The following is an 18,655-nucleotide window of genomic DNA, read 5'->3' as shown; positions in this document are numbered from 1 at the left end:
CCGGTTTTTTTACGTCTGCGCTCAGACGGCAGGTCGTTTTGCCATGCTCAGCAGGAACATCAGTGACGCGCCGAGTACAACCGACGGCCCGGCAGGGGTATCGTACCAGGCGGAGAAGGTCAGGCCTGCGCTCACCGCCAGAATGCCGACGATCACCGCCACGCCTGCCATCTGCTCCGGCGACCGGGCAAAACGGCGGGCAGTTGCCGCAGGAATGATCAGCAGCGAAGTGATGATCAGCGCGCCGACAAACTTCATGGCGACGCCAATGGTCAGCGCGGTAACCAGCATCAGCACCATTTTTGTCCGCTGAATGGACACGCCATCAACCTGCGCCAGCTCCGGGCTGATGGTCATTGATAACAGCGAGCGCCAGTTGAGTGCCAGCACGCCAAGCACCACCACCACGCCCGCGCCAATCGTCCAGAGATCGGCTGGCGTCACGGAAAGCAGGTCGCCAAACAGGTAAGCCATTAAATCAACGCGGACGTTCGACATCAGGCTGACCACCACCAGGCCCAGCGACAGCGCGCTGTGCGCCAGAATTCCCAGCAGCGTATCAATAGCCAGGTGCGGACGACGCTCCAGCCAGACCAGCACCAGCGCCAGCAGCAGGGTTACCGCAATCACCGCATAGAATGGACTGACGTTAAGCAGCAGGCCAAAGGCCACGCCAAGCAGCGATGCGTGCGCCAGCGTGTCGCCGAAGTAGGACATCCGTCGCCATACCACAAACGATCCCAGCGGCCCGGCCGCCAGCGCCAGCAACACCCCGGCCAGCCAGCCGGGTAATAACAATTGAATCACTGATAAGGTCCTCTGCGTAAAACTATACGTCCCTGAAGGTCATGACGATGGTTATGGTGATGGCGGTAGATTGCCAGCTGTTCAGCGCCCTGAGAGCCAAACATAGAGATGAACTCAGGATGTTGTGAGACCGCTTCGGGCGTGCCGGAACAGCAAATATGCTGGTTAAGGCAGAGTACCTCATCGGTTTTCGCCATCACCAGATGCAGATCGTGCGAAACCATCAGTACGCTGCATGCCAGCTCGTGGCGCAGCTGATCGATCAGATCATACAGCGCCACCTGACCGTTAACGTCCACGCCCTGCGTCGGTTCGTCCAGTACCAGCAGCTGAGGTTGATTCAGCAGCGCACGGGCCAACAGCACACGCTGCATTTCGCCACCGGAGAGCTTTTGCAGCGGATAATCCAGCAGTTGTGCCGCCTGTACGCGTTTCAGCGCCGGTAAGATATCGCCGCGCCTGATGCGACCGCGTAGCCGCATAAAACGCTCTACGGTCAGTGGCAGGGTGGCATCCAGATGGATTTTTTGCGGCACGTAGCCAATGCGTAACTGAGCAGGGCGCTCAATAACGCCTTTATCTGGTTTAATCAGTCCAAGCACGATCCGCACCAGCGTCGATTTGCCCGCGCCGTTAGGGCCAAGCAGCGTTAAAATCCGGCCCGGCTGTAGGGTGAGCGAAACATCGGAAAGAACGCGACGCGATCCGAAACTGACGGAAATTTTATCCAGTCTAATCAATGAGGACATAGTAAATTCAGTTTGCAGAAATTTTAGAATGTTATAATATCACAATCCATCAGCCTATCACGATGGACAGACGCATTATGTTACATAAAAATCGCCCCCTTTTGAGCATGCTCATTTTAGCAGGTTTTGCCGCTTCGCTGGCGCCTGCTGCCCACGCTGCCGTTGTCACCTCCGTCAAACCGCTGGGTTTCATCGCCGCCGCCATTGCCGACGGGGTGACTCCCGTTGAAGTGTTACTCCCGGACGGCACTTCAGAGCATGATTATTCACTTCGTCCTTCCGACGTTAAACGCTTACAGGGCGCGGATCTCATCGTGTGGGTGGGCCCGGAAATGGAAGCGTTTATGCCAAAAGCGGTCGCGCAATTACCGCCTGAAAAATCACTTGAGCTGTCGGCGCTACCCGCGGTAAAACCGCTATTAATCAAGGGCGGCGACGAGGAAGAGCATGACCATGAAGAGGGCGAAGAAGCGCACGATCATGACCATGAACATCATCATCATGGCGAATATAATATGCACCTGTGGATGTCGCCGGAAATTGCCCGGCAATCGGCGGTTGCAATCCATCAAAAATTATTGGAACTTATGCCGCAAAGCAGAGACAAACTAGACGCAAATCTGCATCACTTTGAGGCAGAATTAGCGTCAGCAGATACGCAGATTGCGTCTCAGCTTGGGCCGGTGCAAGGAAAGGGTTATTTCGTTTTTCACGATGCTTACAGTTACTTTGAAAAACATTTCGGATTGACTCCCGCGGGTCATTTTACCGTTAACCCGGAAATTCAACCCGGCGCTCAGCGTTTACATCATATTCGAACAGAGTTGGTTGAGCACAAGGCCGTTTGCGTCTTTGCTGAGCCACAATTCAGGCCTGCCGTGATCGATGCCGTAGCCAGAGGAACCCGCGTACGTAAAGGGACGCTTGATCCACTGGGTACGAATATCACTCCGAGCAAAGACAGCTATGTGAAATTCCTCTCACAGTTGTCCAGCCAGTATGCGAGCTGCCTGAAAGGAGATTAGAGGAACTAACTAAGTGCAGCAAATAGCCCGCGCTGTATCTATGGCGTTTAATACACTGCCGCGAGCCCATCGCATCATGCTGGGTTCGCTGACCGTTGTCACGCTGGCCGTCTCTGTCTGGCGGCCCTACGTTTATCATCCCAGCGATGAAAATCCTGTCGTCAAAAGCATTGAACTGGAAAAAAGCCAGCTGCGCACGCTGCTTCCTGAAGCCAGCGAGCCCATCGACCAGGACACGCCCGCGCCGGAAGACGATGTGCCAAAGGATGAAATTGATGAAGACGTGCCCAATGAAACCGGCACCCACGATTACGTGGTTTCATCCGGCGATACTTTAAGCAGCATTCTTAACCAGTATGGCATCGATATGAGTGATATCAACCAGCTGGTTAAAACCGATAAGGATCTGCGTAACCTGCAAGTGGGGCAGCAGATCTCCTGGACGCTGACCGATGAAGGACAGCTTCAACGACTGTCCTGGGAATCGTCGCGTCGGGAAACGCGTACTTACGATCGTTCAGGAGACGGCTTCAAATCCTCTTCTGAAATGCAGAAAGGCGAGTGGAAAAACAGCGTGCTGGCCGGCACCGTGAACGGCAGCTTCGTGACCAGCGCCAAACAGGCGGGGCTCAGCAGCGGTGAAATCAGCGCGGTGATCAAAGCGCTTCAGTGGCAGATGGACTTCCGCAAGCTGCAAAAAGGCGACAAATTCGCTGTGCTGATGTCCCGCGAAGAGATGAACGGTAAAACGGAGCAGAGCCAGCTGGCGGGCGTGCGTTTGCAAACCAACGGCAAGGATTATTATGCGATTCGTGCCGAAGACGGCAAATTTTACGATCGCAGCGGTTCCGGGCTGGCTCGCGGCTTTATGCGTTTTCCCACCATCAAGCCCTATCGCGTCTCGTCAAACTTTAACCCGCGCCGCCTGAACCCGGTGACAGGCCGTATTGCGCCGCACAAAGGCGTGGACTTTGCCGTGCCGGTCGGTACGCCGGTTCTGGCGATTGGCGATGGTGAAGTGATTGTGTCGAAACGCAGCGGCGCGGCGGGGAACTATGTCGCTATCCGTCACGGGCGGCAGTATATGACGCGCTATATGCACCTCAAAACGCTGCTGGTGAAGCCGGGGCAGAAAGTGAAGCGCGGCGATCGCATTGCGCTGACCGGCAATACAGGGCGCTCTACCGGGCCGCACCTGCACTATGAGGTCTGGATCAACAATCAGGCAGTGAACCCACTCACGGCGAAACTGCCGCGCATGGAAGGGTTGACCGGCAAGGATCGTAGCAGCTACCTGGCTAAGGTGCGTGAGGTAATGCCACAGTTACGTTTTAAATAATCTGTGATGTGCTTTTTTTAAGCCGACGGGGCTGCCCGCCGGCTTTTTCATTTTTATTTTCAGGATGATTGAAGCGTTGCAAAATAGTCCACCGCCACTATCATTAGCCGCTTATTGTCCGAGGCGAATGCATGGAAAACAGCAAAAAAAATAACAGCGAGTTCATACCTGTCTTTAAACGATCGTTTTTATTGCCACGCTACTGGGGAAGCTGGCTGGCCATTGGCGCCTGTATCGGGCTGGCCTGGGTGCCGGCAGGCATTCGCGATCCGCTGCTGGGGGGAATTGGCCGCCTGGCGGGAAAGATGGCGAAAAGCGCGCGGCGTCGTGCGCAAATTAACCTTTTTTACTGCATGCCTGAAAAGTCAGAAGCCGCGCGGGAAAAAATTATTGATGAGATGTTCGCCACCGCGCCGCAGTCCATGGTGATGATGGCGCAACTGGCGGTACGTCCGGCGCATGCCATGCGTCACATCACCTGGCATAATCATGAACTGATTGAGCAGCTGCGCGCTGAAGAGCAGAACGTCATTTTTCTTGTTCCACACGGCTGGGCGATTGATATTCCCGCCATGCTGCTTGCGGCGGAAGGGCATAAGGTTGCGGGCATGTTTCATAATCAACGCAACGAGCTGATTGATTACGTATGGAACACCGCCAGACGGCGCTTTGGCGGCCGTCTTCACCCGCGTAATGACGGGATAAAACCGTTTATCTCCTCGGTTCGTCAGGGCTATTGGGGCTACTATCTGCCCGATGAAGATCACGGCGCAGAGCAAAGCGAATTTGTTGATTTCTTTGCAACCTATAAAGCAACCCTTCCAGCGCTTGGCAGGCTGATGAAGGTGTGTCGCGCGAAAGTGGTGCCGATGTTCCCGGTTTATGACAATAAAACGCACCGGCTGAATATTTACCTGCGAGCGCCTATGGATGATCTGCTGGAAGTGGATGATAAAACGCAGGCGCGGCGGATGAACGAGGAAGTTGAAAATCTGGTGGGGCCGTATCCGGAGCAGTACACCTGGATACTGAAATTATTGAAAACCCGAAAAGAAGGGGAGATCGAACCCTACCGGCGTAAGGATCTCTACAGGAAATAACAGACGGGTTAGTGGCTCACTAACCCGCCTGATGTTATTCCACCCGCAGTACGCGGCTGGTGTTTGTCGTACCGGTGGTGCTCATCACATCACCCTGGGTAACGATCACCAGATCGCCCGACATCAGAAAGCCTTTGTCGCGCAGCAGCGTGGTGGCGTCATGGGCTGCGGCCACGCCGTCATTATTGCTGTCGAAAAAGATCGGCGTAACGCCACGGTACAGCGCGGTAAGGTTCAGCGTGCGCTCATGACGCGACATAGCGAAAATCGGCAGGCCCGAAGTGATACGCGAGGTCATCAGCGCGGTGCGGCCGGATTCGGTCATGGTGATGATTGCCGTAACACCCTGAAGGTGGTTGGCGGCGTACATCGCCGACATAGCAATCGCCTCTTCAATATTATCGAACTGCACATCCAGACGGTGTTTTGAAACGTTGATGCTGGGGATCTTTTCGGCACCGACGCACACCTTCGCCATCGCGCTGACCGTTTCCGCCGGATACTGACCTGCTGCGGTCTCGGCAGACAGCATCACCGCATCCGTACCGTCGAGCACGGCGTTAGCGACGTCCATCACCTCGGCGCGGGTAGGCATCGGGTTTGTGATCATTGATTCCATCATTTGCGTGGCGGTGATCACGGAACGGTTGAGCTGGCGCGCGCGACGGATCAGCGCTTTCTGAATGCCGACCAGTTCAGGATCGCCAATTTCGACGCCCAAATCGCCTCGCGCGACCATCACCACGTCGCAGGCGAGGATGATGTCATCCATTGCTTCCTGGCTGGCGACCGCTTCCGCGCGCTCGACTTTCGCCACGATTTTCGCATCGCAGCCCGCCTCTTTAGCAAGGCGGCGCGCATAGTTAAGGTCTTCACCGTTACGCGGGAAGGAGACGGCAAGGTAGTCACAGCCGATTTTTGCGGCGGTAAGAATATCGACTTTGTCTTTTTCAGTCAGCGCTTCGGCAGAGAGGCCGCCGCCCAGCTTGTTAATGCCTTTATTGTTGGAAAGCGGGCCGCCGACGGTTACCTCGGTAAACACCTTCATTCCCTGAACTTCCAGCACTTTCAGTTGAACACGGCCATCGTCCAGCAGCAGAATATCCCCCGGCACCACGTCAGCGGGCAGACCTTTATAATCAATGCCAACTTTGTCTTTATCACCTTCGCCTTTACTCAGGCTGGCATCAAGCAGGAAACGGTCGCCCACGCTGAGAAATACTTTGCCTTCTTTGAAGGTAGAAACGCGAATTTTCGGTCCCTGAAGATCGCCTAAGATGGCGACATGACGGCCAAGTTTTGCGGCGATCTCACGCACCTTATTCGCGCGGAGTTGATGATCTTCTGCGGTGCCATGTGAAAAGTTCAGCCGAACGACGTTTGCACCCGCAGCGATGATTTTTTCGAGATTGTTATCGCGATCGGTGGCGGGGCCGAGTGTCGTCACAATTTTGGTTCTTCTGAGACGTCTTGACATGTATGACTCCGTTGACGTTAAAAGGATGCTGCCGGCGCAGATCCTGAAAAGATGGATTCTATCTTATAAGAAAAGGGGCGAAGGCATCGACCCTTTACGTTGTCGTTCAGTTCGTCGCGCGCGGTTCTTTGTCGAATCTCGACTCTTTTAAGGCCGCTTTTACGCGTTTGAGATTGTCACGAAACCGCGCCCCGCGCCGCAGCGTAAAACCGGTCGCCAGCACGTCAATCAACGTAAGCTGGGCCAGCCTTGATACCATTGGCATATAAATATCCGTGTCTTCAGGCACGTCCAGCGTTAACGCCAGCGTGGCACCCTGCGCCAGCGGCGAGCCCGCAGAGGTGATGGCCAGCACGGTGGCGCCATTTTCGCGCGCCAGTCCTGCCAGCTCAACCAGGCTCTTTGTGCGCCCGGTATGGGAGATAAGCACGATAACATCCGTTTCCGCGCTGTTGATGCAGCTCATGCGCTGCATCACAATATCATCGGAATAGATCACCGGCACATTAAAGCGAAAAAATTTATTCATGGCATCGTGCGCCACGGCGGCGGAGGCACCGAGGCCAAAGAACGCGATTTTATTGGACTGGGTGAGAAGATCGACCGCGCGATTTACCGCGCTGACGTCCAGGCTGCTTCTGACGCGATCGAGGCCCGCCATAGCGGATTCAAATATTTTCTCTGAATAGATCTCGACGCTGTCGTTTTCATCGACGTTGCGGGTTACCCAGGGCGTACCGTTCGCCAGGCTTTGCGCCAGCTGGAGTTTAAAATCGGGGAAGCCTTTAGTTCCCATACGATGGCAAAAACGATTGACCGTCGGCTCGCTGACATTGGCTTCTCTGGCCAGCAGCGCAATACTGGAGTGGATTGCCGAAGCGGGTGCGGCAAGGATCGCTTCGGCGACTTTCCGCTCGGATTTGCTCAGCGTTTCAAGCTGAGTCTGAATTTTTTCCTGCATATTCATTACGGCGCCCGCTCATACATTCTGACGATTTCAATCAAAGGAGAAATCGATGTCATTTTGTAGAGAATATACAATGTATTAAACGGCTGCGGGCAGAAGGATCGCTTGTGGCTTTGTCATTTTTTGCCAGAGTTTGATCTGCGTCTGACTTTAATCGTCAACAGGCGGTTTAAAAGCGACGATAAAAACAAGCGCTCGCAATATGGAATAATGCGTTTAAACAGATAACATATTGAATCATCAGTGCTGAAACGGCGCGCTCAGGTTTACGCGAGGCGGGCAAAAGCAGTACATTGTGACGAAAGAAAATTACAAAGAGTCTGGTATCGACGGAATGTACGAGCCAGTTCATCCTGCAATGAGGAGAATCAAATGGCGGTTACACAAACAGCTCAGGCATGCGATCTGGTTATATTTGGTGCCAAGGGCGATCTTGCACGCCGAAAACTGTTGCCTTCGCTCTACCAGTTAGAAAAGGCCGGACAAATTCATGAGGAGTCACGCATCATTGGCGTGGGCCGTGCCGACTGGGATAAAGCCGCTTACACCAAAGTGGTGCGCGAGGCGCTGGAAACCTTCATGAAGGAGAAAATTGACGAAGCGTTGTGGGATAAGCTGAGCGGTCGTCTGGACTTCTGTAACCTCGACGTGGATGACACCTCGCATTTTCCAAAACTGGGTAAAATGCTCGATCAGAAAAACCGCGTCACCATCAACTATTTCGCCATGCCGCCGAGCACCTTTGGCGCCATCTGCAAAGGGCTTGGCACTGCCAAACTCAATGCGCAACCCGCGCGTGTGGTGATGGAAAAACCACTGGGCACCTCGCTGGATACGTCACGCGAAATCAACGATCAGGTTGGTGAATATTTCGAAGAGAATCAGGTGTTCCGCATCGACCACTACCTGGGTAAAGAGACGGTGCTCAACTTGCTGGCGCTGCGCTTCGCGAATTCGCTGTTTGCCGCTAACTGGGATAACCGCACCATCGATCACGTACAGATTACCGTGGCCGAAGAGGTGGGGATTGAAGGGCGCTGGGGCTATTTTGATAAAGCCGGCCAGATGCGTGACATGATCCAGAACCACCTGCTCCAGGTGCTGACGATGATTGCGATGTCGCCGCCGGCGGATCTCTCCGCCGATCGTATTCGCGATGAAAAGGTGAAAGTACTGCGTTCGCTGCGCCGCATTGATCACTCCAACGTGCGCGAAAAAACCGTGCGCGGTCAGTACACTTCTGGCTTTGTGCAGGGCAAAAAAGTGCCCGGCTATCTGGAAGAGGAAGATGCCAATAAATCCAGCAGCACCGAAACCTTTGTCTCCATTCGTGTGGATATTGATGACTGGCGCTGGGCTGGCGTGCCGTTCTACCTGCGTACCGGCAAGCGCCTGCCCACCAAATGCTCTGAAGTGGTGGTTTACTTTAAAAATCCTGCGCTGAATCTGTTTAAAGAGTCATGGCAGGAGCTGCCGCAAAACAAGCTGACCATTCGTCTTCAGCCAGACGAAGGGGTGGATATCCAGATCCTCAATAAAGTGCCGGGGCTGGATCACAAGCACAACCTGCAAACCACCAAGCTGGATTTAAGCTTCTCTGAAACCTTCAACCAGTCGCACCTTGCGGACGCTTATGAACGCCTGCTGCTGGAAACCATGCGCGGCATTCAGGCGCTGTTTGTGCGTCGCGATGAAGTGGAGGAAGCGTGGAAGTGGGTGGACTCCATTATGGACGCGTGGGCATCGGATAAAGAAGCGCCTAAACCGTATCAGGCAGGCACCTGGGGGCCGGTGGCCTCCGTGGCAATGATCACTCGCGACGGTCGTTCCTGGAACGAATTTGAGTGATGATCCGGCATCAACTAACCCGCTTCGGCGGGTTTTTTTATCCCTCCGGGAAAAAACTGAACCGTAGTTTCAAAATATGTTCAATCGCATAGACGTCGGCTCCGGCAATCCTGTATGGTAGAGCCAGTCTGACGCCAGATGCGTCGCTTTTGCCCGTTTGAATCCGCTGAAGGAAGACGGGCCAGACAGGAGAAACAGCTCGATGAGTAACTGGAAAATAAGTGCGGAACAGATTCTGACCACCGGCCCGGTCGTGCCGGTGATCGTGGTCAATAAGCTGGAGCACGCGGTGCCGATGGCAAAAGCGCTGGTGGCCGGCGGCGTGAAAGTGCTGGAAGTGACGCTGCGTACCGCCTGCGCGATGGATGCACTGAAGGCGATGATTAAAGAAGTGCCGGACGCCATTGTGGGCGCCGGTACGGTGCTGAACGCGCAGCAGTTGAAAGAAGTTACCGATGCGGGCGCGCAGTTTGCCATCAGCCCTGGCATCACCGATCCGCTGTTAAAAGCCGCGGTCGATGGCTCAATCCCGCTGATCCCTGGCATCAGCACCGTTTCCGAACTGATGACCGGCATGGACTACGGACTGCGTGAGTTCAAATTCTTTCCTGCCGAAGCGAACGGCGGCGTGAAAGCGCTTCAGGCCATTGCCGGGCCTTTCTCTCAGGTGCGTTTTTGCCCTACCGGCGGCATTTCACCTGCCAACTATCGCGATTACCTGGCGCTGAAAAGCGTGCTGTGCATTGGCGGTTCGTGGCTGGTGCCGGCGGATGCGCTTGAAGCAGGCGACTTCGATCGCATTACACAGCTGGCGAAAGAGGCAGTTGCCGGCGCGCGTTAATACGCGAAAACAGGGAAGGCGGCGCCGCCTTCCTTTTTTGTATTCAGCCGCTGACCTTCACCTGTGCAGCACTGTTAACCGCGCGCTGTACCGCCTCTTCAACGTTTTCACCCGTCGCCAGCGCAACGCCCATCCTGCGCCGTCCCTGAATGTCAGGCTTGCCGAACAACCGCAGTTGCAGACCGGCGCCAAGCGCTTCCTCAACGTTGCCAAACTGCACATTGTCGCTGTTCAGTTCAGGCAGGATCACCGCAGAGGCAGCCGGGCCGTACTGGCGGATACCGCCAATCGGCAGGTTAAGAAAAGCGCGCACGTGCAGCGCAAACTCTGAAAGATCCTGCGAAATAAGCGTGACCATGCCGGTATCGTGCGGGCGGGGAGAAACTTCGCTGAACACCACCTCATCGCCGCAGACAAACAGCTCAACGCCAAACAGACCGTAGCCGCCGAGCGCGCTGACGACTTTTTCTGCGATCTGTTGCGCGCGTGACAAGGCGAGACCGCTCATCTGCTGTGGCTGCCAGGATTCGCGATAGTCGCCATCTTCCTGCCGATGCCCGATTGGATCGCAAAAATGGATACCGTCGACGGCACTGATCGTCAGCAGCGTAATTTCAAAATCAAACTTCACCACCCCTTCGACGATCACGCGTCCCGCGCCGGCGCGGCCGCCTTCCTGCGCATACTGCCAGGCAGCGTCAAGCTGCGCGGCGTCGCGAATAAAGCTCTGGCCCTTGCCGGATGAACTCATGACCGGTTTCACGATGCAGGGAAAACCAGTCTCGTTCGCCGCGCGGGTAAAAGCCTGCTGGCTGTCGGCAAACTGGTAAGAAGAGGTGGGCAGCGCCAATTCTTCCGCAGCCAGACGGCGTATGCCTTCACGATTCATGGTCAGACGCGCAGCGCGCGCGGTCGGCACCACGCGCTGGCCCTGTTCCTCCAGCGCAATCAGCATATCGGTGGCGATCGCTTCAATTTCCGGCACGATATAATCAGGACGCTCAAGTGCCACCAGCGTCTTTAACGCCTCGCCGTCGAGCATATTAATAACGTGGCTACGATGCGCCACGTGCATCGCCGGAGCATCGGCATAACGGTCAACGGCGATCACTTCCACACCAAGACGCTGGCATTCCAGCGCAACTTCTTTACCCAGTTCGCCTGAACCTAACAGCATTACGCGAGTTGCGGCGGGGCGCAGCGCGGTTCCAAGAGTCGTCATAGTCTTTACCTGATTGAAAAAATCGCGCGCGCAGTATAAACGAAAACGTTTGCGTCTTCATCTGCTTTGCAGGGTTGAGTTTACCCGTAATGTTCGTTATACTGTATATAAATACAGTTAAATGAGGTGTGCGGAATGGCTGTTGAAATCAAATACGTTGTTGTGAGAAGAGGTGAGGAAAAGATGACCTTTGCCAGTAAAAAAGAAGCGGACGCCTACGACAAAATGCTCGATATGGCAGAAGCATTCTGCGACTGGCTGGGCGATGCGCCGCTGGAGATGGACGAATCACAGCGCGAAGCGCTGGGTCTGTTCCTGGCGGAACGTAAAGACGACGTACAGCATATTGTGCGCACCAGCAGGGCGCCTGAGCACCCTGCTGACAGGCCGCGTGCTGACCAACCTGATGAGAACGCCAGCAAAAGCGACAGAACTGAAGCCAGCCCGGTAGAAAAAGAAGCTGAACCGGAAGCGGGCGAGGCGTCCGTAAACGCATCCGACGACCGTCCTGCAAAAGCGAAAAGCGGTGCAGGACGAGCGGCTAAGGCGGCGTGATATCGACTCCGGCGCGGCGCGCGCGTCGGAGAAGCGATTTATTGCGCAAGACAGTTTTTCAGCGCCCGCATCGCCTTTTTCGCGATGTCTGACGGCGGCTGCTGGTGCAGTTCGTCATTAAAGACTTCCAGCCCCAGCGGCCCGCTGTAGCCTTTTTCAGAAAGGCAGCCAAGCAGGGTGCTCAGCGGGAAATTGCCCTCGCCGGGCAGCAGGCGACGATGGCGGGCGGTCTCTGACAGCGCGTCGATCTCGGGCGTCACGGCCAGGTCGGAAAGCTGCACGAGAAAAATCTTCTCCGCGGGTATATTCGCCAGATCGGCAACGGTGCGCCTGCGGGTAAAGAGATGAAACGCATCCACCACCAGTCCCAGACCGGCTTCATTAATATTCTCCACCAGCCGCCATGCCTGGGGGAGTGTATTGATGTGCGTACTCCAGGCCATCGCCTCAAACGCCACACGTAGCCCGCGCGCTTTTGCTTCCTGCGTCAACCAGAGCAGATCCTCTTCTTCACGTTGGGCGATACAGGCGGGATCGGTTGAGGCAGGCACCAGCAGCGTTGATGCGTCCAGCGCGGCGGCGGTATCCAGAAGGGTTAGGGCTTCGCTGCGTTTCTCTGCGCGCTTTACATCAGGCGCGCCGGTAAAGTCCAGCAGCACCTGATAATCCGTCAGCGCCAGACCCTGCGCATGGATAAATTGTGTGAGCTGCCGGACATCGCTCTGCGCTTTTTCCACATCCTGACGCCACAGTTCGATCTGTTGAAAACCCGCCCCGGCGGCAGCGCTTATTTTCTCTTCAGACGTGCCGCCCAACAGCACGGTATTCAGGAATAGTGGATTATTCGCGAATTTCATATTTCTCCCCTGTTATCGACTTAAAAAAGCAGAGCGTCGCCGCGCCCGCCAAGCGGTCATGTTGCCTTTTCACAACAAAAAAGCAGTCTAGCCGTCCCGCCTGGCATTCGTGGTCGCAACATGCCACCCTTAAGGCAGATGATTGATAGTGCGAGGGAGAGTGATGACCAGACCACCCGTGGCAAAGAAAATTCCTTTCGAAATGACGTTACACGGTGAGACGCGTACCGATAACTATTACTGGCTTCGCGATGACAGCCGTGAAAATCCTGACGTACTGGACTACCTGCATGCTGAAAATGATTACGGCAAAGCAGTCATGCAATCGCAGCGGTCGCTTCAGGATCGGTTGCTGAAGGAGATCGTCGATCGCATTCCGCAGGACGACCACTCGGTGCCCTATGTTAAAAACGGCTATCGCTATCAGCGTCGTTATGAAGAGGGGAAAGAGTACGCTGTCTATACGCGCCAGCCTGAAAAAACCACCTCGCCGGATAGCTGGCAGATCCTGCTCGACAGCAATCAGCGTGCGGCGCAGAGCGAGTTTTATACCATGGGCGGGCTGGCGGTTGCGCCGGATAACCGGCTGATGGCGGTAGCGGAGGATTTTCTTTCACGTCGTCAATACGGCATTCGCTTCTGCGATCTGGAAACCGGTACCTGGTATCCTGAAGTGCTGGAAAACGTCTCCTCTAGTTTTGTCTGGGCCAACGACAGCCAGACCCTTTATTACGTGTTAAAAGACAAGCAGACGCTGTTGCCCTGGCAGGTGTGGCGCCATCGTGCGGGAACCGCGCAGGAGGCGGACGAACTGGTTTATGAGGAAAAAGACGACACCTTCAGCGTGAGCGTGCATAAAACCACCTCACAGGACTTTATCTTAATTGCGCTCTACAGCACCACCACCAGTGAGATCCAGCTGATAGACGCCGACTATGCCGATGCCCGGCCGCATGTCTTTTGTCCGCGTCGCAAAGATCACGAGTATTCGCTCGATCACTATCAGCATCAATTTTATGTACGCTCCAACCGCGAAGGTAAAAACTTCGGGCTGTATCGCACGGCATATCTGCGCGAAAGCGCGTGGGAAACGCTGATTGCGCCGCGTGAACAGGTGATGCTGGAAGACTTCAGCGTGTTTGACGCGTGGCTCGTGGTTGAAGAGCGCCAGCGCGGCCTGACCAGCCTGCGCCAGATAAATCGTCAAAGCGGAGAGACCTTTGGTATCGCCTTTGACGATCCCGCGTATGTCACCTGGCTGGCTTACAATCCGAATCCGGATACCAGCAAACTTCGTTACGGTTACTCTTCCATGACCACGCCGGATACGCTTTTCGAACTGGACATGGACACCGGCGAGCGGTGCGTGCTGAAGCAGTCTGAAGTGAAGGGCTTTGATGCCAGCAGATATAAAAGCGAGCATCACTGGGTCACTGCCCGCGATGGCACGGAGGTGCCGGTGTCGCTGGTTTACCATCGTGAACACTATCAACCGGGTAAGAATCCGATGCTGGTTTACGGCTACGGTTCATACGGAAGCTGCATGGAAGCTGATTTCAGCGCCAGCCGCCTGAGCCTGCTCGATCGCGGCTTCATTTTTGCGCTGGCGCACATACGTGGCGGCAGCGAACTGGGGCAGCAGTGGTATGAAGACGGCAAGCTGCTCAATAAAAAGAACACCTTTAATGACTTTATCGACGTAACGGATACGCTGGTGGAGCAGGGCTACGGTCACCCTGAGAGGATTTATGCCATGGGCGGCAGCGCGGGTGGGCTGTTAATGGGTGCGGTGATCAACATGGCGCCGGAGCGATTCCACGGCGTGGTGGCGCAGGTGCCGTTTGTTGATGTGGTGACCACCATGCTTGATGAAACCATTCCGCTCACTACCGGAGAGTACGATGAGTGGGGCAATCCGGCTGACGAAACCTTTTACCGTTATATCCGCGAATACAGCCCTTATGACTGCGTGAGCCAGCAGGCTTATCCGCACATGCTGGTGACGACCGGACTGCATGATTCACAGGTGCAGTACTGGGAACCGGCAAAATGGGTGGCAAAACTCAGGGCGCTGAAGACGGATGACAGCCTGCTGCTGCTTTGTACTGATATGGACGCCGGGCACGGCGGCAAGTCCGGTCGTTTTAAATCCTGGGAGGGCGTGGCGCTGGAGTATGCTTTTCTGATCGGGCTGGCTCAGGAGACGCTCAGCGCCGGTAACGCTCACTGATCGGCTGACAGCGCGCGCTCCATTGCGCTGCGCAGATCGGGCCTGAGATCCTGAATATTTTTCAGCATCCAGCGCAGATAGCCAGGATCGCGTTTAGCCACATCGTCAACACGGCTGCCGCGATACTTACCGAAAGGAAAGGTATTCGTGGAGCCGCGCACCTGCATTCGACGTACCATTTCAGCGGCATCCCAGCCGGAAAAGGTCATAATGCGAATTAAAAGTGACGCGGTCACGTAGCAGTCGTACAGCGCCCGGTGGGCGTGCAGGCCAGCGGGCGTTTCAACTTCAAGCTTAAGCGCCTCGCGCAGCGCCTGGTTGCCATACTTCAGACCCGGCCATAATCCGCGCGCCAGCGTCATGGTGCAAATCCATTCGCCCGGCATTTCCGGCAGCATTCTGCGGTCGAAGCTGGCATTATGCGCGACATAAAAAGCGCTGCCATGATAGCGCCCTATAACCTGTTCGATGGGCGGTTTATCGGCAACCATCGCTTCCGTGATGCGATGGATAGCCATTGCCTGACGGCCGATCGGGCGATCGGGACAGACCAGATCGCTCATGGGATTCACAATTTCACCGTTAATTACGTCAACGGAGGCAACCTCAACGATGCCACCCTGCAACCCACAGGTTTCGGTATCAATCACGCGTAACATAGCTGTCCTTTTTAAGACTCAGGCAAACAGGGTAACGGATGAACTTCACCCTGCCAATGGTGGCCTTCGCGTCTGGCGATGACCACCTCCTCGTCAGCGCCGCCGACAACGATCTGCCGGCCGCTTTCATCCCATACCGCACTTTTTCCGGCGCTCTGATAGCCGCCGGTGGGCAGCGCATAATTCGCCATTAAAACCGTCATGCTGAACTGCTGCGCCCAGCGCGCGAGATGAGCGCTGTCTTCTGCATAGCCTTCCCTGGAAAGCAGCATGCCGGTCGCGTAGAGATCGGCACCACGTTCGGACGCATCTCGGGCAAACTCCTCTATCTTAATATCTGCGCAGATAGCCATCGCCACCTGATGTCGTGCATAACCAAACAGCGGCAGGCTCTCTCCCGGCTGAAAAATCCGCTTCTCATCACCGAACAGATTACGCTTGCCGTAAGCCATGCGGGTGCCTTCCGGCAAAAAAGCCAGCGCGGAAAGCAAAACCTGCTGTCCGGTACTTAGCGGTAACCCAATGACGATTGTCATTTGCGCATCGTGAGCGGCACGGGTAAAAACATCCAGGCGGGGATCGTGAATGGACATCGCCAGTTGCGGCGCCAGTGCCAGCTCATAGCCCGTGAGAGAAAGCTCGGGGAAAACCAGCAAATCGACGCGGTGTTCGGCGGCGCAGCGGATAAATTCGAGATGATGAGAAATATTCCAGTCAATATCACCGGGGCGCGCCCCGTACTGTGCTGCGGCAATACTCCAGGTGGGCATACTTTTCCTGCCTGATGGTTGCAAAGAGGTCATAACAACCGAAGCCACAGAGAAAAACAAGGCGCAGGACGCGCTATTTTTGTTTCGGTTCGTAAGGCAGACGCGACAAATTGAGCGAAAGCTGGCGATGATGCATCAGCCGCTGGCGAAACCATTCCCGCAGCGCTTCCGGCTGGTCGCGCTCCACCAGGTCGGCGACCACTGGCATGTTGTAGCGTTCTTTATAGGCGACGCCAGCGGCGGCAAGATCCACATTCACTTTATCTTTTTCGTCCTGCGACAGTTCGGCAAGATTATGATTCATGACCCTCTCCTCTGTTGGCGGCAAAAATAAAGCACTCCGGGCGCTTTCGCAAGCCCGTCATGAGGAAACACGCTGATCGTCTCGACACCTTTTTTCAGGCGGAGTATTCTTTCGACCTCAATCAGCTACCGGGCCGATCCGGTAAGGACGATTTAATGCGTAAGTTCTCTTTGATCCTGACGCTGGTGAGCGTCGCCGTATTTACTCAACAGGCTTCTGCTCACGCACATCTCAAAAACCAGTATCCGGCAGCAAATGCTAACGTCACTGCTTCGCCGCAGGCGTTGACCCTGACCTTTTCTGAGGATATTGAGCCTGCCTTCAGCGGCGTAGAGGTTATCGACGGCAACCAACAGGCGGTGCCGCTGGCCGAGGTTGAGCGCGCGCCAAAGCAGCATAATCAGCTTATTGTGCCGCTGGAGAAACCGCTGGTCTCCGGCCACTATCAGGTCACCTGGCACGTGCTTTCCGTTGACGGTCATAAAACCAAAGGGAACTATGCCTTTAGCGTGAAGTGATATGTCGCTCAGTCTTTTTTATGTGTGCTGTCGCTGGCTGCACTTGACCGCGCTGATTACGCTGGCGGGCGCAAGCGCCTTCACCGTGCTGCTTGCGCCGGCTGGCTTCAGAGATCGCCTTTCGACAAAATTTACAACGCTGCTGCGCCTGAGCGCCGCGCTGTCATTGCTGAGCGCGATATCGCTGCTGGCAGCGCAAACCGGCCTGATGGGCGAAGGCTGGTATGATATCGCCAGCGCCGATGTCTGGCAGGCCGTGCTGAACACCCGTTTTGGTCAGGTCTGGCAGTGGCAGCTTATTGCCGCTCTGACAGGTGTGATTGCGCTGGTGATAAAGGGGCGGGCGGGGCAGGTTTTACTGTTGCTGAGCGCTATCGGGCAACTGACAGGGCTGGCGTTTGTCGGCCATGCCGCCATGCTGGAAGGAACGGCGGGTACGCTGCATCGCCTGTGTCAGGGCGTACACCTGCTTTCTGCCGCCTTCTGGGCCGGTGGGCTGCTGCCGGTGCTGCTACTGATGAAAGATATTCGTCAGCGGATAAGTCAGGATGAGGCCATTTCTACCCTGATGCGCTTTTCGCGTTACGGTCATCTGGCCGTATCATTAACGATCCTCAGCGGCATAATCAACGCGCGCATTCTGTTGGGCTGGCCGCCGAGCAGCTTTCGCCTTTACAGCCAGCTGTTGCTGGCCAAGGTATTGCTGGTTGCGCTGATGAGCGGCATCGCCCTGATCAATCGTTATCTGCTGGTGCCGCGTTTTCGCCGTCGGGAGGGAACGTCCCGACGCAGTTTTATGATATTAACCGTTGCCGAACTGCTGATAGCAGGCGCCGCGCTGGCGCTGGTCAGCCTGTTTGCCACGCTGGAACCGGCGTGACGTGATAATTCACCGCCGTATAGCGGACATTATTAAGAGAGTGAAAGATGATGAAAAAGGTAGTTGGCCTGGTACTGGCGCTGAGTTTGTGTTCTGATGCGCTGGCGGCGCAGATTATAACCGTCAGCCGGTTTGAAATTGGTAAAGACAAGTGGGCGTTTAACCGTGAAGAGGTAATGCTGACCTGCGGGAAAGGCGGGGCGCTTTTTGCTATCAATCCCAGCACGCTGGTGCAGTATCCGCTGAACGATACTGCTGAGACGCTGGTAAAAAATGGCAGTGCAAAAGGACAACCGATCAGCGTTATACAGATTGACGATCCGCAGCATCCGGGCGAAAAGAAGAGCCTTGCGCCATTTATCGACCGGGCACACACGTTATGCGACTGACAGACGCGTAGTGGGCCGGGAATGTGATTATTCCTTAAGCGTTGTTTAATTCTTACGCCTGGATCACAAATGCACAACTCTTATGGATTAACGTTGACAACTGACTGGAAAAGCTCCA

19 protein-coding genes are annotated in these 18,655 nt (G+C 55.4%); 10 read left to right on the top strand and 9 right to left on the bottom strand.

What is annotated here, in order from left to right; all coding sequences use genetic code 11:
* Positions 1-21: 21 nt before the first annotated feature.
* Positions 22-807, bottom strand: a complete 786-nt coding sequence (znuB, locus tag FA91_RS10280; protein ID WP_034915408.1) for a zinc ABC transporter permease subunit ZnuB — start codon at positions 805-807, stop codon at positions 22-24.
* Positions 804-1,556 carry a zinc ABC transporter ATP-binding protein ZnuC gene (gene znuC, locus FA91_RS10275; RefSeq protein WP_034915405.1) on the bottom strand — a complete coding sequence of 251 codons (753 nt, stop codon included), beginning with the start codon at positions 1,554-1,556 and terminating at the stop codon, positions 804-806. The genes znuB and znuC overlap by 4 nt, the downstream gene beginning before the upstream one ends.
* A gap of 77 nt (positions 1,557-1,633) precedes the next feature.
* Here znuC and znuA point away from each other — a divergent pair, with 77 nt between their 5' ends.
* The 3 genes from znuA (at position 1,634) to lpxM (ending at position 5,020) form a co-directional block, all read left to right on the top strand.
* Positions 1,634-2,581, top strand: a complete 948-nt coding sequence (znuA, locus tag FA91_RS10270; RefSeq protein WP_034915401.1) for a zinc ABC transporter substrate-binding protein ZnuA — start codon at positions 1,634-1,636, stop codon at positions 2,579-2,581.
* A 13-nt stretch (positions 2,582-2,594) separates the two neighbouring features.
* Entirely contained in the window at positions 2,595-3,920 is a 1,326-nt protein-coding gene (gene mepM / locus FA91_RS10265; protein WP_034915398.1) for a murein DD-endopeptidase MepM, read from the top strand.
* 131 nt (positions 3,921-4,051) lie between these two features.
* Positions 4,052-5,020, top strand: coding sequence for a lauroyl-Kdo(2)-lipid IV(A) myristoyltransferase (gene lpxM, locus FA91_RS10260; protein WP_034915396.1), 969 nt, complete (start codon positions 4,052-4,054; stop codon positions 5,018-5,020).
* A 34-nt stretch (positions 5,021-5,054) separates the two neighbouring features.
* Here the strand turns inward: lpxM and pyk are convergent, their stop codons facing one another.
* Positions 5,055-6,497 carry a pyruvate kinase gene (gene pyk / locus FA91_RS10255; protein WP_034915394.1) on the bottom strand — a complete coding sequence of 481 codons (1,443 nt, stop codon included), beginning with the start codon at positions 6,495-6,497 and terminating at the stop codon, positions 5,055-5,057.
* 106 nt (positions 6,498-6,603) lie between these two features.
* Complete coding sequence (locus FA91_RS10250; protein WP_034915391.1) at positions 6,604-7,464, bottom strand: MurR/RpiR family transcriptional regulator; 861 nt, start codon at positions 7,462-7,464, stop codon at positions 6,604-6,606.
* Positions 7,465-7,836: 372 nt separating this feature from the next.
* On the opposite strand from FA91_RS10250, the gene zwf reads away from it, so the two are divergent.
* Both zwf and FA91_RS10240 read left to right on the top strand, forming a co-directional pair.
* Complete coding sequence (zwf, locus tag FA91_RS10245) at positions 7,837-9,312, top strand: glucose-6-phosphate dehydrogenase (RefSeq protein ID WP_034915388.1); 1,476 nt, start codon at positions 7,837-7,839, stop codon at positions 9,310-9,312.
* A gap of 202 nt (positions 9,313-9,514) precedes the next feature.
* Positions 9,515-10,153, top strand: a complete 639-nt coding sequence (locus tag FA91_RS10240; RefSeq protein WP_034915387.1) for a bifunctional 4-hydroxy-2-oxoglutarate aldolase/2-dehydro-3-deoxy-phosphogluconate aldolase — start codon at positions 9,515-9,517, stop codon at positions 10,151-10,153.
* 43 nt (positions 10,154-10,196) lie between these two features.
* Here the strand turns inward: FA91_RS10240 and purT are convergent, their stop codons facing one another.
* Complete coding sequence (gene purT / locus FA91_RS10235; protein WP_034915384.1) at positions 10,197-11,375, bottom strand: formate-dependent phosphoribosylglycinamide formyltransferase; 1,179 nt, start codon at positions 11,373-11,375, stop codon at positions 10,197-10,199.
* Positions 11,376-11,510: 135 nt separating this feature from the next.
* On the opposite strand from purT, the gene FA91_RS10230 reads away from it, so the two are divergent.
* Positions 11,511-11,930, top strand: a complete 420-nt coding sequence (locus tag FA91_RS10230) for a YebG family protein (RefSeq protein ID WP_034915381.1) — start codon at positions 11,511-11,513, stop codon at positions 11,928-11,930.
* 38 nt (positions 11,931-11,968) lie between these two features.
* Here FA91_RS10230 and FA91_RS10225 read toward each other — a convergent pair whose 3' ends face one another.
* On the bottom strand, positions 11,969-12,787 hold the full coding sequence (locus tag FA91_RS10225; RefSeq protein WP_034915379.1) for a sugar phosphate isomerase/epimerase family protein: 819 nt from the start codon (positions 12,785-12,787) through the stop codon (positions 11,969-11,971).
* Between the two features lie 163 nt (positions 12,788-12,950).
* On the opposite strand from FA91_RS10225, the gene FA91_RS10220 reads away from it, so the two are divergent.
* Positions 12,951-15,017, top strand: a complete 2,067-nt coding sequence (locus FA91_RS10220) for a prolyl oligopeptidase family serine peptidase (protein WP_034915376.1) — start codon at positions 12,951-12,953, stop codon at positions 15,015-15,017.
* Here FA91_RS10220 and exoX read toward each other — a convergent pair.
* From exoX to FA91_RS10205, 3 genes are all read right to left on the bottom strand, one after another.
* Complete coding sequence (exoX, locus tag FA91_RS10215) at positions 15,011-15,676, bottom strand: exodeoxyribonuclease X (RefSeq protein ID WP_034915374.1); 666 nt, start codon at positions 15,674-15,676, stop codon at positions 15,011-15,013. The genes FA91_RS10220 and exoX overlap by 7 nt on opposite strands.
* Positions 15,677-15,687: 11 nt before the next feature.
* Positions 15,688-16,446 (bottom strand): carbon-nitrogen hydrolase family protein, encoded by a 759-nt coding sequence (locus tag FA91_RS10210; RefSeq protein WP_034915372.1) that lies wholly within the window; start codon positions 16,444-16,446, stop codon positions 15,688-15,690.
* A 73-nt stretch (positions 16,447-16,519) separates the two neighbouring features.
* Positions 16,520-16,750 (bottom strand): DNA polymerase III subunit theta, encoded by a 231-nt coding sequence (locus FA91_RS10205; RefSeq protein WP_034915368.1) that lies wholly within the window; start codon positions 16,748-16,750, stop codon positions 16,520-16,522.
* A 155-nt stretch (positions 16,751-16,905) separates the two neighbouring features.
* Between FA91_RS10205 and yobA the strand changes: the two genes are divergently transcribed.
* From yobA to FA91_RS10190, 3 genes are read left to right on the top strand one after another with little or no spacing between them, the layout of a single operon-like run.
* Complete coding sequence (gene yobA / locus FA91_RS10200; protein WP_051937128.1) at positions 16,906-17,268, top strand: CopC domain-containing protein YobA; 363 nt, start codon at positions 16,906-16,908, stop codon at positions 17,266-17,268.
* Between the two features lies 1 nt (position 17,269).
* Positions 17,270-18,148, top strand: a complete 879-nt coding sequence (copD, locus tag FA91_RS10195) for a copper homeostasis membrane protein CopD (RefSeq protein ID WP_034915366.1) — start codon at positions 17,270-17,272, stop codon at positions 18,146-18,148.
* 50 nt (positions 18,149-18,198) lie between these two features.
* Entirely contained in the window at positions 18,199-18,537 is a 339-nt protein-coding gene (locus FA91_RS10190) for a YebY family protein (protein ID WP_034919195.1), read from the top strand.
* Positions 18,538-18,655: the final 118 nt, after the last annotated feature.

Origin of the sequence: Erwinia sp. 9145, from assembly GCF_000745075.1 — a bacterium.
Taxonomy (GTDB): Bacteria; Pseudomonadota; Gammaproteobacteria; order Enterobacterales; family Enterobacteriaceae; genus Erwinia; species Erwinia oleae.
This window is presented reverse-complemented; position numbering and strand designations above follow the sequence as displayed.

Bases quoted from the DNA above. Each gene is read 5' to 3' on its own strand.
- znuC (WP_034915405.1), bottom strand. From the start codon at position 1,556: ATGTCCTCATTGATTAGACTGGATAAAATTTCCGTCAGTTTCGGATCG.
- znuA (WP_034915401.1), top strand. From the start codon at position 1,634: ATGTTACATAAAAATCGCCCCCTTTTGAGCATGCTCATTTTAGCAGGT.
- lpxM (WP_034915396.1), top strand. From the start codon at position 4,052: ATGGAAAACAGCAAAAAAAATAACAGCGAGTTCATACCTGTCTTTAAA.
- pyk (WP_034915394.1), bottom strand. From the start codon at position 6,497: ATGTCAAGACGTCTCAGAAGAACCAAAATTGTGACGACACTCGGCCCC.
- FA91_RS10250 (WP_034915391.1), bottom strand. From the start codon at position 7,464: ATGAATATGCAGGAAAAAATTCAGACTCAGCTTGAAACGCTGAGCAAA.
- zwf (WP_034915388.1), top strand. From the start codon at position 7,837: ATGGCGGTTACACAAACAGCTCAGGCATGCGATCTGGTTATATTTGGT.
- FA91_RS10240 (WP_034915387.1), top strand. From the start codon at position 9,515: ATGAGTAACTGGAAAATAAGTGCGGAACAGATTCTGACCACCGGCCCG.
- purT (WP_034915384.1), bottom strand. From the start codon at position 11,375: ATGACGACTCTTGGAACCGCGCTGCGCCCCGCCGCAACTCGCGTAATG.
- FA91_RS10230 (WP_034915381.1), top strand. From the start codon at position 11,511: ATGGCTGTTGAAATCAAATACGTTGTTGTGAGAAGAGGTGAGGAAAAG.
- FA91_RS10225 (WP_034915379.1), bottom strand. From the start codon at position 12,787: ATGAAATTCGCGAATAATCCACTATTCCTGAATACCGTGCTGTTGGGC.
- FA91_RS10220 (WP_034915376.1), top strand. From the start codon at position 12,951: ATGACCAGACCACCCGTGGCAAAGAAAATTCCTTTCGAAATGACGTTA.
- exoX (WP_034915374.1), bottom strand. From the start codon at position 15,676: ATGTTACGCGTGATTGATACCGAAACCTGTGGGTTGCAGGGTGGCATC.
- FA91_RS10210 (WP_034915372.1), bottom strand. From the start codon at position 16,446: ATGCCCACCTGGAGTATTGCCGCAGCACAGTACGGGGCGCGCCCCGGT.
- FA91_RS10205 (WP_034915368.1), bottom strand. From the start codon at position 16,750: ATGAATCATAATCTTGCCGAACTGTCGCAGGACGAAAAAGATAAAGTG.
- yobA (WP_051937128.1), top strand. From the start codon at position 16,906: ATGCGTAAGTTCTCTTTGATCCTGACGCTGGTGAGCGTCGCCGTATTT.
- copD (WP_034915366.1), top strand. From the start codon at position 17,270: ATGTCGCTCAGTCTTTTTTATGTGTGCTGTCGCTGGCTGCACTTGACC.
- FA91_RS10190 (WP_034919195.1), top strand. From the start codon at position 18,199: ATGAAAAAGGTAGTTGGCCTGGTACTGGCGCTGAGTTTGTGTTCTGAT.